13 protein-coding genes are annotated in these 14,024 nt (G+C 42.2%); 6 read left to right on the plus strand and 7 right to left on the minus strand.

Features of this window, described 5'->3' with window-relative positions:
• Positions 1-55: 55 nt before the first annotated feature.
• The 5 genes from leuD to fabR all read right to left on the minus strand — a co-directional run bounded on the left by leuD (position 56) and on the right by fabR (position 5,723).
• Positions 56-655: a 3-isopropylmalate dehydratase small subunit gene (gene leuD, locus L0Z67_RS16050; protein WP_237114573.1), complete on the minus strand. Its 600-nt coding sequence runs from the start codon at positions 653-655 to the stop codon at positions 56-58.
• The gene (gene leuC, locus L0Z67_RS16055) at positions 655-2,055 is read right to left on the minus strand and encodes a 3-isopropylmalate dehydratase large subunit (RefSeq protein ID WP_237114574.1); all 1,401 of its coding nucleotides are present in this window, start codon (positions 2,053-2,055) and stop codon (positions 655-657) included. Before leuC ends, leuD begins: the two co-directional genes overlap by 1 nt.
• Before the next feature lie 58 nt (positions 2,056-2,113).
• A complete protein-coding gene (leuB, locus tag L0Z67_RS16060) occupies positions 2,114-3,190 on the minus strand; it encodes a 3-isopropylmalate dehydrogenase (RefSeq protein WP_062568366.1) in 1,077 nt (358 codons plus the stop codon).
• Positions 3,187-4,734 carry a 2-isopropylmalate synthase gene (leuA, locus tag L0Z67_RS16065; RefSeq protein ID WP_237114575.1) on the minus strand — a complete coding sequence of 516 codons (1,548 nt, stop codon included), beginning with the start codon at positions 4,732-4,734 and terminating at the stop codon, positions 3,187-3,189. The genes leuB and leuA overlap by 4 nt, the downstream gene beginning before the upstream one ends.
• A gap of 362 nt (positions 4,735-5,096) precedes the next feature.
• On the minus strand, positions 5,097-5,723 hold the full coding sequence (gene fabR / locus L0Z67_RS16070; RefSeq protein WP_062568368.1) for an HTH-type transcriptional repressor FabR: 627 nt from the start codon (positions 5,721-5,723) through the stop codon (positions 5,097-5,099).
• 116 nt (positions 5,724-5,839) lie between these two features.
• On the opposite strand from fabR, the gene L0Z67_RS16075 reads away from it, so the two are divergent.
• Together L0Z67_RS16075 and sthA are read left to right on the plus strand one after the other, a co-directional pair.
• On the plus strand, positions 5,840-6,973 hold the full coding sequence (locus L0Z67_RS16075; protein WP_405128738.1) for an acyl-CoA desaturase: 1,134 nt from the start codon (positions 5,840-5,842) through the stop codon (positions 6,971-6,973).
• Positions 6,974-6,986: 13 nt separating this feature from the next.
• Positions 6,987-8,417, plus strand: a complete 1,431-nt coding sequence (sthA, locus tag L0Z67_RS16080; RefSeq protein WP_193987973.1) for a Si-specific NAD(P)(+) transhydrogenase — start codon at positions 6,987-6,989, stop codon at positions 8,415-8,417.
• 46 nt (positions 8,418-8,463) lie between these two features.
• Here the strand turns inward: sthA and hemE are convergent, their stop codons facing one another.
• On the minus strand, positions 8,464-9,528 hold the full coding sequence (hemE, locus tag L0Z67_RS16085) for a uroporphyrinogen decarboxylase (protein ID WP_130149201.1): 1,065 nt from the start codon (positions 9,526-9,528) through the stop codon (positions 8,464-8,466).
• Positions 9,529-10,135: 607 nt separating this feature from the next.
• Here hemE and L0Z67_RS16090 point away from each other — a divergent pair.
• Positions 10,136-10,606, plus strand: coding sequence for an Rsd/AlgQ family anti-sigma factor (locus L0Z67_RS16090; RefSeq protein ID WP_062568372.1), 471 nt, complete (start codon positions 10,136-10,138; stop codon positions 10,604-10,606).
• A gap of 146 nt (positions 10,607-10,752) precedes the next feature.
• On the plus strand, positions 10,753-11,799 hold the full coding sequence (locus L0Z67_RS16095) for an LD-carboxypeptidase (RefSeq protein ID WP_193987974.1): 1,047 nt from the start codon (positions 10,753-10,755) through the stop codon (positions 11,797-11,799).
• Between the two features lie 54 nt (positions 11,800-11,853).
• Here the strand turns inward: L0Z67_RS16095 and fkpA are convergent, their stop codons facing one another.
• Entirely contained in the window at positions 11,854-12,609 is a 756-nt protein-coding gene (gene fkpA / locus L0Z67_RS16100; RefSeq protein ID WP_062568374.1) for an FKBP-type peptidyl-prolyl cis-trans isomerase, read from the minus strand.
• Between the two features lie 203 nt (positions 12,610-12,812).
• Here fkpA and L0Z67_RS16105 point away from each other — a divergent pair, with 203 nt between their 5' ends.
• Positions 12,813-13,811 (plus strand): WD40 repeat domain-containing protein, encoded by a 999-nt coding sequence (locus L0Z67_RS16105; protein WP_405128251.1) that lies wholly within the window; start codon positions 12,813-12,815, stop codon positions 13,809-13,811.
• Entirely contained in the window at positions 13,798-14,010 is a 213-nt protein-coding gene (locus tag L0Z67_RS16110; RefSeq protein ID WP_062568376.1) for a SlyX family protein, read from the plus strand. The genes L0Z67_RS16105 and L0Z67_RS16110 overlap by 14 nt, the downstream gene beginning before the upstream one ends.
• The last annotated feature ends 14 nt before the right edge of the window (positions 14,011-14,024 follow it).

Below are 14,024 nucleotides of genomic sequence, written 5' to 3' on the forward strand. Positions count from 1 at the left end.
AACAAATAAAAACGCGACTTTCGCCGCGTTTAGGTTCCACATGTAATAAAACCTTTTATTGCCAAGGGCGCTCAGCTTTAAGCTTAGTTTCAAAGGCATCAATTTGGCTGTTAAGTGTTTCAGTCACACCGATAAAGTCTAAGCCGCTTAATAAACGCTCTTTAATGTCATGACGAATATCAAAGTGAATGGTGTCAAACTTATCGCTACGAAGTTGTTGGTTTTCTAAATCAACTTCGATATGAATAGCATCATGCTGTTCACTCAGCACAAATAATTGCTCAAGCGTTTCTGCTGGTAATGCGATAGCAAGCATTTGGTTATTGCCGCAGTTATTAAAGAAAATATCGGCAAAACTTTCTGCTAAGATAACTTCAAAACCATATTGCTTTAATGCCCATGGCGCATGCTCGCGCGATGAACCACAACCAAAGTTGTCGCGAGTTAAAAGAATTTGCGCACCTTGGTAACAAGGACGATTCAAAATAAACTCAGGGTTTGGCTCGCCGTTATCTAAATAACGCCAATCGTAAAAAAGCGCCGCATCAAAACCATCACGGCTGGTCGACGTTAAAAACTGCTTTGGAATAATTTGGTCAGTATCAACATTGTTTTTATCTAACGGGGCCATTAAGCCACTAAAAAATACGCTCATTAGGCTTCTCCTCTGATATCAACAAAACGACCATGAATTGCCGCTGCCGCTGCCATTGCAGGGCTCACTAAGTGAGTGCGACCACCGCGACCTTGGCGACCTTCAAAGTTACGATTTGAGGTCGACGCACAGCGTTTGCCAGCTTCTAATCTATCATCATTCATTGCTAAGCACATTGAACAACCTGGTTCACGCCATTCAAAGCCAGCTGCTTTGAAGATATCTGCAAGGCCTTCGTCTTCGGCTTGTTTTTTTACAAGGCCAGAACCAGGAACAATCAGCGCTTCAACACCCGCTGCAACTTGTTTACCTTCTACAATTTGCGCGGCAGCACGTAAATCTTCAATTCGGCTATTTGTACATGAGCCAATAAAAACGGTATCAACAGTTGCTGAAGACAATTTATCACCGGCTTTTAAGCCCATATATTTTAGTGCGCTACGGATTGCATCAGCTTTGATTAGATCTGGTTCTTGCTCAGGGTCTGGAATGAATTCATCGACGCCAATCACTTGCTCAGGGCTGGTACCCCAAGTTATTTGCGGTTGAATATCAGCAGCCTCCAATTCAACAACATGATCAAACTCTGCGCCTTCATCCGTTTTTAGTGTTTGCCAGTAGGCAACAGCATTATCAAAGTCAGCACCTTGTGGTGCAAATGGGCGACCTTTTAAATAATCATAAGTTGTTTGATCTGGCGCGATTAACCCCGCTTTTGCACCCATTTCAATACTCATATTACAAAGCGTCATACGCGCTTCCATAGACAGCGCTTCAATTGCTTCACCACAAAACTCCGCAACATAGCCAGTACCACCCGCAGTGCCTAATTTACCGATCACCGCCATGATTAAATCTTTTGCAGTAACGGTTGGACGTAGGCGACCATTTATTTGAATTTTTAACGACTTGGCTTTTTTCTGCTGTAACGTTTGAGTGGCTAGAACATGCTCAACTTCTGACGTACCAATACCGTGCGCTAGTGCGCCAAATGCACCATGGGTAGAAGTATGGCTGTCACCACACACTATGGTTGTGCCCGGTAAGGTAATGCCCTGCTCAGGCCCCATTACATGCACAATACCTTGATTAATCGAATTTAAATCATAAAGTTGAATACCAAACTCTTTACAGTTTGCATCCAGTGCCATTAATTGATTTTTCGACACTTCACTGGCGGCATCTAATGAGCGACTTTTTGTTGAAACGTTATGGTCCATAGTTGCAAAGGTTTTTTCTGGGCAACGTACTTTACGGTTTTTCTCACGTAAACCAGCAAAGGCTTGCGGTGAAGTAACTTCATGAACTAGATGACGGTCGATATAAAGTAAATCGGTTTGATCGTTAATGTTGGCGACTACATGAGCTTGCCAGATTTTATCGTATAAGGTTTGGGCCACTTGCTATTCCCTCATTTTAGTTACGCTGAGTGACGAGCTCAGCGCAAACAATGTTTAATTAAATACGTGCCACAATTGCCGCAGCAACATCACTGGTGGTGTACCCTGCATTTGGGTAGATATCTGGCGTACCAACTCCTGCTTCAACCGCTTCTGCTACCGCTTTTTCAATGGTACGCGCCGCTTCATCTTGACCTAATGAGTAGCGCAGCATAAGCGCAGCACTTAAAATTTGTGCGATAGGGTTTGCCACTCCTTTACCCGCAATATCAGGTGCTGAGCCACCCGCTGGCTCATATAAACCAAAGCCAGACTGATTTAAACTCGCTGATGGTAATAAGCCCATAGAGCCTGTGATCATCGCGCACTCATCAGACAAAATGTCGCCAAATAAATTATCGCAAAGTAATACATCAAACTGGCTTGGCTGTTTCACTAACTGCATCGCCGCGTTATCAACATAAATGTAGTCTAGGCTTACTTCTGGGTAGTCTTTACTCACTTCAGTGACCACTTCACGCCAAAGTACACTAGACGCTAACACATTCGCTTTATCAACCGAGGTAACATGATTGCTACGTAGTTTAGCGGCTTCAAAGGCAAAACGAGCGATACGCTCAATTTCTTTACGTGAATATGTTTGGGTATCGAAAGCAGCTTCTTGCTCCCCTTCACCACTGCGGCCTTTTTCACCAAAATAAATACCGCCTGTTAACTCGCGCACACATAAGATATCAAAGCCTTGTGCGCTGATATCTGCACGTAGCGGTGATGCAGCACTTAGTGCAGGTAATAATTGTGCTGGGCGTAAATTACAGAACAAACCAAAATGCTTACGCAGTGGCAGCAGCGACGCTCGCTCAGGTTGTTCGTTCGGTGGTAAGTTTTCCCACTTAGGGCCGCCTACCGAACCAAATAAAATCGCATCAGCATTTTCGCAGGCGCTCAATGTGCTTTGCGGCAGTGCCTGACCAAACTCATCGATGGCAGCACCACCAATCGCGTGGTGATGACGAGTCAAAGTAAAACCAAATTTTTCGCTTACAGCATCCAAGACGGTTTCTGCTGCAGCCATAACTTCTGGACCAATCCCGTCGCCTGCTAATACTGCGATACTGTAATTCGATTGACTCATCCTGCTTTCCTCTGTTGTTTTAAATCAGACACTTTTTGTGCACGATAAATTAAGTTATAAACGCGGATCATGGCGCGTACTGACGCTTCAACCACATCCGCTGCAATGCCCGCGCCGTGATATGGGCGACCATCATATTTAGCGATAATGTTCACTTGCCCTAGTGAGCTGGCACCTTGGCCTGTTGCTTCTAAGTTGTATTCAATCATCTCAACCGACATACCGGTTAAGCGCTCAATTGCTAAGAATGATGCCTCAACTGGACCATTACCTGTCGCTGCCTCTTGCTTAGATTCGCCATCAATAGTCATACCGATTGTTGAGCTCGCCACTGACTGCGAGTTAGACGTAGAGTTAACAAACTCAAGTTGGTACTTCTCGTCTTTATCTTTGATTTGATTAAAGTAAATCATCGCTTCTAAGTCGTAGTCATAGACAGTGCCTTTTTGGTCTGCTAATGCTAAGAAGCTTGCGTACAAGCTATCCATATCGTAATCCGATTTTTGATAGCCTAACTCCTCTAAACGATGCTCAATAACATGACGACCGGAACGCGAGGTCATGTTTAATTGGTTATTGGGTACGCCGACACTTTCTGGCGACATAATCTCGTAAGTATTTTGCGCTTTTAATACGCCGTCTTGGTGAATACCTGAGCTGTGTGCAAAGGCATTTTCACCAACAATGGCTTTGTTTGGTTGCACTGGCATATTACAAATCTTCGCGACTTGGCGCGAAGCGCGGTAAATTTCTTCACTGCGAATGTCAGTGTGAACTTTTAAGTGGTCTTCACGCATTTTCATGATCATCGCCACTTCTTCAAGCGAGCAGTTACCTGCACGCTCACCAATACCATTAATAGTACATTCGATTTGGCGAGCACCGGCTTGCACCGCAGCGATTGAGTTCGCAACCGCTAAACCTAAATCGTTGTGGCAATGCACACTTAAACGCGCCTTGTCGATGTTTGGCACATTGTTCATTAAGTGGTGGATCATCGCAGCGTATTCGTCTGGCGTTACATAACCTACGGTGTCAGGTAAGTTGATAGTTGATGCACCCGCATCAATGGCACTTTCAACGATGCGGCATAAATCCCAATGCGGTGTTCGACCAGCATCTTCACATGAAAACTCGACGTCATCCGTGTAGTTACGCGCAAGTTTAATCGACTTAACAGCCATCGCTGTTGCATCGTCTAAGCTCATTCGTAATTTGTGTTCAAGGTGTAATGGACTGGTTGCTATAAAGGTGTGAATACGGCCTTGCTCAGCAGGGCGAAGTGCCTCACCACAAGCTTCAATATCTTTTGCTACAGCACGTGCTAAGCCACAAATAATCGGCCCTGTCACCTCAGTTGCAATACGCTGTACTGAGCGAAAGTCTGCCGGACTAGATACCGGAAAACCGACTTCCATTACATCCACATTTAAGCGGCTAATGGTATGCGCAAGCTGAATTTTGTCGTCTTCGGTTAGGCTGGCTTTTAATGCTTGCTCACCATCACGTAACGTTGTATCAAAAATCCAAACTTTATCTTTCATAAACTGTCCTCGTTCCCAATGACCCATTAGCGAGATAAAAAAAACCCCGCGTTTGCGGGGTTTTATAATATTTACAAATGCAAATACACTAAGCCCCACCTACTTGCTTAAGCAGTAAGAGGTTCAGTGTTAATGTAATTAAACGTGTCATTTGCATGTTAATTTTCTAAATGTGTGTTCAGTGAGCTGTATTTTTAACACCCAGCACACACTCTTGCAAGCATATTTTTTTCACTAAGCACAATGCAAAGGCATAAATATAGAAATAAAAATTCACAAAACAAATAAAAAAAGGATAAAAATAACAATTTAATGGTTAGTTGTCGTTAGAAAAAGTACGTAACGCTTACGGCCTGCTTAGATTAACTTTTTTCATTTCCACCGTTATCCCTAACATACAATAATGCACCACGGGCTATATAACGTAATTGCCAAATAACACGTTCTACCAACTCTTCACGTTGCTGCCCTTCAATATCAAGCGCTTCTGCCCCTGCGTTAAATACTAAAGTGACCATCGCTTCCGCTTGTATATAGGCATGGGTGGCATCGCATGGCGTTTCACTTTCAAGGTAATGTGCAAGCTCCAAGATGAAATGTTTTATCTCGCGAGCAACCGCGGCACGAAACGCTTTTGAAGTACCCGAACGTTCACGCAATAACAACCTGAACTGGTTACTTGAGTTATCAATAAATTCCATGAAAGTAACAATCGATGTAGTAATGACACTGCCACCACTTTCGATACGCCGACGGGCTTGGCGCATTAACTGGCGAAGCGTTAACCCCGCTTCATCAACCATGGTCAAGCCAAGTTCATTCATATCTTTAAAATGGCGATAAAAAGAGGTTGGCGCAATCCCTGCTTCACGAGCAACTTCACGTAAACTTAAATTAGAAAAGCTGTGATCGGCACTCAATTGATTAAATGCAGCTTCGATTAATGCTTGTCGTGTTTTTTGTTTCTGTTGCGCTCTAACACCCGACATGAAAACTCCCAAGGTGAACTTTTAATGATTTTTAAGTTAATGAGACAGTCTAATACTTGACGCGAAGAGTTTGAAACACTATTTTAGCGTACAACTGTACGCCGAGATTTATTATGATGAAAAAACCACCGATTATTTGGACCAATGTGTTATTTTTTAGCCTGACATTTTTGGCCGCCATTACGCTTGTTCCTTGGTATGGATTTAGTTACGGATACACCACAGTGCAATGGATAGCTTTTGTTGCTTGCATGTTCTACGCAGGATTATCTATCACCGCGGGTTATCACCGTTTATGGGCACACAAAGCCTATGATGCACACCCTGTAATTGAAGTTATATTCGCCTTGGGTGGTGCATTTGCGCTGCAAAATAGTGCGCTTCACTGGAGTAGCGACCACCGTATTCACCATGGTCAAGTTGATGATCCAATCAAAGACCCTTATGCCGCAACAAATGGCTTTTGGTACAGCCATATAGGTTGGATGCTGCGAGACTATCAAGGAGAGGAATACGGAAATTATAGTAATTGCCGTGACTTACAGAAAAATAAAGTCGTTATGTGGCAACACCGCCACTACATGAAATTAGTGTTAGCGACCAATATTGGAATTCCTCTTTTGCTTGGATTAATGGTCGGTGATGTGTGGGGGATGTTACTAATTGCAGGGTTGTTACGTTTAGTATTAAGCCAGCATTTTACCTTTTTTATCAATTCAGTTGCCCATATATGGGGGTCTCGCCCGTACACCGAAAAAAATACCGCACGCGATAATGGCTTTTTAGCGTTATTCACTTATGGTGAAGGCTATCATAATTTCCACCATATTTTTGCCAGTGACTATCGCAATGGTATTAAATGGTATCACTATGACCCAACCAAGTGGATGATCCGCACGCTCGCATCTGTCGGTCTTGCATCAAAATTAAAACGTACACCGGTTGAGCGCATTGAAAAAGCCAAAGCAGAAACCTTGATGAATAAAACCCAAGGCCGTCTTGCAAAATTGCCTTTAGCGCAAGATAAGCTTACATTATTACAATCTGAGTACGATTTACTGCTGAAAAAGCTGCAACACTTCTGTGCCCTGCAAAAACGCGTGTTAGAAATCAAAAAGAATAACATGATGAAACAATGCGAAAAATCAGCATTAATGACACAATATCATGAGCTTGAAGCCGCTTGGGAAAACCAAAAGCAGGCTTGGCTTGCACTAAATGCGAGGTTATTAAAAGCCTCTTTTAGTTAATATAGGAGCGGCTGTGGCCAAACAACAAGTAAAGCAAAAAGATACTCCATCTTATCAATATGATGCGATTATCATAGGGACAGGTCCTGGCGGTGAAGGTACCGCCATGAACCTTTCAAAGAGTAACAAAAAAGTCGCAGTTATTGAGCGCCAAGAAGCAGTAGGCGGCGGTTGTGTTCACTGGGGCACTATTCCATCAAAAGCCTTACGTCACTCAGTAAGCCGTTATATAGAATATAAAGCCAACCCTTTGTTTAATATCAGCGAACGTCCGAACCGCCTCACTTTTCCTGATATTTTGCGTCACGCTAGTAATGTCATATCTAAGCAGTCAAGTTTACGTAGTAGCTTTTATGACCGTAACCGCATTCATATGTATCAAGGTGATGCTGAGTTTGTTGACAAGCACACAGTAAAGATTACACACCTTGATGGTTCGCACGAAACACTTACCGCGCAAACAATTGTCATTGCTACAGGCTCTCGCCCATATCGTCCACCTGGCGTTGACTTTAATCATGCACGTATTTACGACAGTGACACGATTTTAGGCCTTGAACATGACCCACACCGTGTACTGATTTATGGTGCAGGTGTGATTGGCTGTGAATACGCCTCTATTTTTAAAGGTTTAGGCGCAAAAGTTGACCTAGTGAATACCCGCGATCGCTTACTCGCCTTTATGGATGCAGAAATTTCCGATGCACTAAGCTATCACTTTTGGAACAGCGGTATCGTTATTCGCCATAACGAAGAATTTGATAGAGTAGAAACTCGCGATGATTGTGTTGTGATGCACTTAAAATCAGGCAAGCGAGTTAAAGCAGACTGTATTTTATTTGCCAATGGTCGAACGGGTAATACTGATACATTAAACCTTGATGCTGTTGGCCTAAAAGCGGATGGTCGTGGCCAACTTAAAGTGAATGAAACTTACCAAACAGAAGTCGACAACATTTATGCTGTTGGTGATGTTATTGGCTATCCAAGTCTTGCTAGTGCGGCATTTGATCAAGGCCGAATCGCTGCTGATGCTATTGCTTGCGGTAACTGCGAAGAAAAATTGATTATTGATATACCCGCAGGGATTTATACTATTCCTGAAATGAGCTCAGTGGGTAAAACGGAACAAGAGCTCACCGCAGCTAAAATTCCATACGAAGTGGGTCGTGCCCAATTTAAACATTTAGCGCGCGCACAAATAGCAGGCACTGAAGTAGGTAGTTTAAAGATTTTATTCCATGTTGATACCAAGGAAGTGCTCGGCGTGCATTGCTTTGGCGAGCGTGCCTCTGAAATCGTTCATATCGGCCAAGCGATTATGGAACAAAAGAACGGCGGCAATAACATTGATTACTTTGTGAATACCACGTTTAACTACCCAACCATGGCAGAAGCCTACCGAGTCGCGGCATTAAATGGTTTAAATCGTTTGTTTAAGTAACAAAAAGCCCGCTTAATGCGGGCTTTTTTTGTCATTCGCTTTTAGCTTATTTGTGATACTTAGCGCTGAACTCATGCACTGCGTTAATAAACACACCCGCATTTTCAGGGTCAACATCTGGTGTAATACCGTGACCTAAGTTGAACACATGACCAGAGCCTGTACCAAAGTCTTCTAGAATAGTCGCGACTTCTTGACGAATACGCTCAGGCGTACCATGTAGCATGGCAGGGTCCATGTTACCTTGTAGTGCTACTTTATCACCAACACGACGCTTAGCATCACCAATATTAATTGTCCAATCTAAGCCTACTGCATCACAGCCCGTCGCCGCGATTGCTTCAATCCACTGACCGCCATTTTTAGTAAATAATGTCACTGGCACTTTACGGCCATCATGCTCGCGAATTAAGCCATCAACAATCTTATGCATGTATTGTAATGAAAACTCATTGTAATCACGTGGGCTTAATACTCCACCCCATGAGTCAAATACCATTAACGATTGCGCACCCGCTTTTACTTGCGCGTTTAAATAGTCAATGACTGAGTCAGCTAATTTATCAAGTAATAAGTGCAGTGTTTGCGGCTCAGCAAACGCCATTTTCTTGATTTTACCGAATGTTTTACTGCTACCACCTTCAACCATGTATGTGGCAAGTGTCCAAGGTGACCCAGAGAAACCAATCAGTGGTACTTCACCTTTTAGTTCGCGACGAATCGTGCTTACCGCATTCATCACATAACCAAGCTCATCAGTTGGATCGATATTTGGGATTTTTTTAACATCAGCTAAAGAAGAAATCGGACGTTCAAATTTAGGACCTTCACCCGTTTCAAAATAAAGACCTAAGCCCATTGCATCTGGAATAGTTAAAATATCACTAAATAGAATTGCAGCATCAAGCGGATAACGACGTAAAGGCTGTAACGTTACTTCACAAGCAAGTTCAGCGTTTTTACATAAACTCATAAAGTCGCCTGCTTGGGCACGTGTAGCACGGTACTCAGGTAAATAACGGCCAGCTTGGCGCATCATCCATACCGGAGTGACATCAACAGGTTGTTTTTGTAGTGCACGTAAATAACGGTCGTTTTTTAATTCGCTCATGCGTATAGGTCCTAGAACTGAATGAAATTTTGCTGGTGATTGTATCACCATATTACGCGACCCACTATGGATAGATAACCAAGCCTAGATATAGATCACGATTTTTAAACTTACTCCATCAAACAGAACAGGCTTTATACGAAAAAAAATATTTTTAAAACTTTTCATTAATAAATTTGCAACAAAGAAAAAAGCTTGGTATAACTTATCCCGCGTTAACAAAAACAATAATAAAAATCTTATAACAATAAGAACAAAAATCTTCCCATAACAATAAGAAAGCTTGTTTTAACAAGTCTAGAAAAAGAATTAAACCACCAATTTTGGTGGTTTTTTCTTTTCTGAATCATTGATTTATACAATCACCTCAGTATTTTCAACGTTAAAAATTAACACTAGTAGTTTTTAATTATTTCCCATACACTGCTGTTAAAGCAAAATTGACCTAACCTATTACGACACGCATTTTCATATAACAATATGCTGTCTTGTGTTTCTAGGTTGGCTTTTAACAGTTTGTTGTAACTAAGCACGAAGAATTAGTTGATCTTTGTGTCATATTTCCTTTTTATATAAAAAGGAAACCAACTCAGCGAGGAGATGAAATATGCTGACGCGTTTGGAAAAAGCTCAACAAAAATGGGGTGGAAGCCACTCTGTTATCGATAAGTGGCTCACAGAGCGCCAAGAATTACTTGTGCTATTCTGTCGTATAGCGGGCTTTTCACCGTATGAAAAGAAAGATCACGCCCTTCCAGATCAACTACAAATCCAAAATTTTTGTCAAATTTTAATGGACTACTTATCTGCTGGTCATTTTGAAATTTACGATGACATTGCAAAAGCATGTGAAGAGAAAGGCCCAGAAAGCCAAAAGCTTGCCAGTGCGCTTTATCCACGTATTTCAGAAACAACTGACATCGCACTCGACTTTAACGATAAATATGCTGAAGTAGATAAAGATGATTTACTGGATGAGTTTGATAAAGACTTATCTGCCCTAGGCGAAGCACTTGAGCTACGCTTTGAATTAGAAGATGAGTTAATCGATAACTTATATTCAAATCATACTAGCTAGTGCAACTTCACAGCAGCAGAGAGTAAATTCTCTGCTGAATGCCTCTTTTTGCCTTCCTTTAAAGAATCAATTATTCCATCCAAACAAAAATATTTGAAATAAATATTTAGATGCGATACTCATACTATAAAAACATGAGGTTCGCCATGCATAAACGGTCATTTTTAAAGTCACTTTCAATCCTTGCAGCAGGTGCAAGCCTAACATCAACTCCCTTAATGGCCGCACAGAATAGCAGTGGCCACACTTTAATTAAGCCAAAAGCACTTACAAAGGGAGGCACTATCGGTGTCTGTAGTCCTGCTGCGGCAACCGCCGAACATGCTGACATCATACTAGCAAAAGGGGTGATTGAAGCACTGGGTTATAAAGCAAGGCTGGCGCCTAATATTCTGGCAAGACGAGGGCATTTAGCTGGAACAGATGCCATGCGAGCCAACGATCTAAATAACTTGTTTAGCGATACGGATGTCAGTGCTATTTTTTGTTTGCGTGGTGGTTCAGGTGCAGCCCGTATTTTACCTTTGCTCGACTACACCATGATCCGCAACAACCCTAAGCCGCTCATGGGCTACTCAGATATCACCGCTTTACATAACGCACTGCTTGCCAAAACTGGCATGATTAGTTTTCATGGTCCGAACGCATCTAGTGAATGGAATCCATTTCATGTAGAGCAATTTAAAAGCCTGTTCGAAGCACGAAAGCACATGCATTATCAAAATTTACCCAAAGCAGACGATGAGCTGGTAAATACCAAGTACCTGACTCAAACTATCACACCTGGTAAGGCGACGGGTCGCTTAATCGGTGGAAACTTGACAGTACTCACCGCTTTGGCCGGTTCTGATTACCTTCCCGACTTTAACGGGGCCATTTTGTTTTTAGAAGATATTGATGAAGCACCGTATCGAATTGACCGTATGATGAGCACATTAAAGCTCATGGGTGCACTTGATAAGATTGCGGGTTTTGTATTTGGTGATTGTAATGAGTGCAAGCCAAGTCGTGGTTATGGCTCGTTAACACTTGATGATATTTTTGCAGATTATATTAAACCATTAGGCATTCCCGCTTATCGCGGTGCAATGATAGGCCATATTAAACGCCAATTTATTTTACCTGTGGGTGCGTTAATTGAACTTGATGCTAACAAGGGTACGCTAAAAATGAGGGAAACTGTATTTAGCTAGATGAGTGAAGTACAAAAAAAAGGGCCATGAGGCCCTTTTCTTCTGAGTAATAAATTACTCTGCAGCAGCTGCTTTTTCTTCGTCTTGGATTTCAAGTAATTCTACTTCAAAAACCAATGTTGAATTAGCAGGGATCTTACCAAGATCACGCTCGCCGTATGCAAGTTCAGATGGGATTGTGAACTTGTATTTAGAGCCAACTGGCATTAATTGTAAACCTTCAGTCCAACCTGGGATCACACGATTAAGTGGGAAAGTTGTTGGTTCGTTACGTGAGTATGAGCTATCAAACTCAGTGCCATCAAGTAAAGTACCTTTGTAATGTACTTTTACAACGTCAGTTGCTACTGGTTTTTCGCCTTCACCTTCAGTGATCACTTCGTACTGTAAGCCAGACTCAGTAACAGTAACACCTTCTTTCTTCGCGTTTTCAGCTAAGAACTTTTCACCTTCAGCTTTGCTTTTTTCAGCTTCTACTTTTGCTTTTTCTTCTTGCTTAGTACGCATGCTTTGATCAAGTGCAGTTAACACTTCACGAATTTTTTCATCGTCTAGTTTAGCGTTACCAGCAAGGGCATCTTCAAAGCCACGCTTTAATAGCGCTTCGTCTAACTCAATACCTAGCTCTTTTTTATCAGCTAAATCTTGGTTTAAGAAGTTACCAACAGATGCACCGATACCGTAGGCTTGTTGTTGTGCTTCAGTCTCTAGTTTAACTTCAGCTTGCTGTTCTTTTTTTGCTTCTTGATTACAAGCTGTTAGCGCTAAAACTGACGCTGCAATCAATGACAATTTAATCGTCTTTCTCATTTTATATCTCCGACACACTTTGCAGTTGTCAATTATTGTATTATTACTAGTTAAAGGTTAACGACCTATTATGGTAGGCTGCTTGTCTAATAACTAAACTTTATGCAAACGCATAATCTAGTGATTAGACTAACAACCTTGGCTTTTAACGAGCCCTAGTCTAACCTCTCAATCACTAAGAGTTAAGGGGAAATACCTGTAATATGTCGATATTTCGTACTTTTTTATATCTACTAAGCTTTGGCTTAGTTGTTGCGTGCACTGAGCAACATGAGCAATCCGCTGAACGATATGAACATGCGGCTAAAGGTGCGTTTGCATCTGCTCTTTCGCATGATGGCAAATACAGCTTGATCTCATCAATACACCATGGGGTCGCGCTGTGGGATAATCAACAGCAGGTATTAAAATACCAATGGTTTCAACAACAAGCTCAAGATAGCCTTGTGCATACAGTGGCAATCTCTTACGATAATAGCCATGCAGTCACCGCTGAAAAGTCCACATTTGCAGTATGGGACATTAGCACCGGTGAAAACACGGGCTACTATAAAATACATGCCTCAACAATTAGAGATATCGCCATAAGTAACCAAGGGCGTAGCGTTTTATATGGCCGCGCCGACGGTGTAGTCGTTTACCTCGACTTAGAAACCGGAAGGCGTATAGAGTTCCTCGGTCATCAAGAAAAAGTCAACGTTGTTGATCTATCTCCCAATGGCCACTATGCAATTAGTGGCTCAAATGATTACGTAGCTTACTTTTGGGATACTCGCACAGGGCAAGTAATCCACCGCTTTAATCACCCGACTCGTGTCACTCAGGTTGCGCTTGATCCACTGGGTCGATATGCATTTACAGCAGATAGTATGAAGCAAGCAAATGTATGGCAACTGACTACAGGTGATCTTGTTAGCAAACTGGCGTATATTGCGCGTCAGAAAATTTTTACCGCCGTGCGCTTTAATGATCAAGGCACCTTAATTGCAACCGGTTCACCGAATCGACTCGTGGATTTATGGCAACTGGACTCAGGTAAAAAATTACAAACGTGGCAAGTACTCCCTCGTGAAGGCAGTCGCCCAAAATCAGCCGTGGTGTTAGATGTTGCGTTTACTGATAACAACCAAGCGTTATTAACCGAAAGCTCCAGCGGATTCGCTGAAAGTTTTAATTTAAGAGAATCGAATGAATACAATTGAAGATCGTCTCATGGAACTTGAAGCGAAAGTCGCCTTTCAAGATGAAACAATTGAAATATTGAATGATGAGCTTAAAGCGCACCAACAGCAATTGGCAAAAATGAAGCGCCAAACCGAGTTGCTCGCAGAAAAAATTAAAGAGGCGCAACAGCCTTCTCTTATGTCACAGTTACAAGAGCCGCCTCCGCCACATTACTAAGCATACAATAATGG

The sequence above is a fragment of the Pseudoalteromonas sp. PB2-1 genome (assembly GCF_045040605.1).
Taxonomy (GTDB): domain Bacteria; phylum Pseudomonadota; class Gammaproteobacteria; order Enterobacterales; family Alteromonadaceae; genus Pseudoalteromonas; species Pseudoalteromonas arabiensis.

Excerpts from the sequence above, each read along its gene's own strand:
- L0Z67_RS16105 (WP_405128251.1), top strand. The coding sequence starts at position 12,813 with ATGTCGATATTTCGTACTTTTTTATATCTACTAAGCTTTGGCTTAGTT.
- leuD (WP_237114573.1), bottom strand. The coding sequence starts at position 655 with ATGAGCGTATTTTTTAGTGGCTTAATGGCCCCGTTAGATAAAAACAAT.
- hemE (WP_130149201.1), bottom strand. The coding sequence starts at position 9,528 with ATGAGCGAATTAAAAAACGACCGTTATTTACGTGCACTACAAAAACAA.
- L0Z67_RS16075 (WP_405128738.1), top strand. The coding sequence starts at position 5,840 with ATGAAAAAACCACCGATTATTTGGACCAATGTGTTATTTTTTAGCCTG.
- L0Z67_RS16095 (WP_193987974.1), top strand. The coding sequence starts at position 10,753 with ATGCATAAACGGTCATTTTTAAAGTCACTTTCAATCCTTGCAGCAGGT.
- L0Z67_RS16090 (WP_062568372.1), top strand. The coding sequence starts at position 10,136 with ATGCTGACGCGTTTGGAAAAAGCTCAACAAAAATGGGGTGGAAGCCAC.
- L0Z67_RS16110 (WP_062568376.1), top strand. The coding sequence starts at position 13,798 with ATGAATACAATTGAAGATCGTCTCATGGAACTTGAAGCGAAAGTCGCC.
- leuB (WP_062568366.1), bottom strand. The coding sequence starts at position 3,190 with ATGAGTCAATCGAATTACAGTATCGCAGTATTAGCAGGCGACGGGATT.
- fkpA (WP_062568374.1), bottom strand. The coding sequence starts at position 12,609 with ATGAGAAAGACGATTAAATTGTCATTGATTGCAGCGTCAGTTTTAGCG.
- leuA (WP_237114575.1), bottom strand. The coding sequence starts at position 4,734 with ATGAAAGATAAAGTTTGGATTTTTGATACAACGTTACGTGATGGTGAG.
- fabR (WP_062568368.1), bottom strand. The coding sequence starts at position 5,723 with ATGTCGGGTGTTAGAGCGCAACAGAAACAAAAAACACGACAAGCATTA.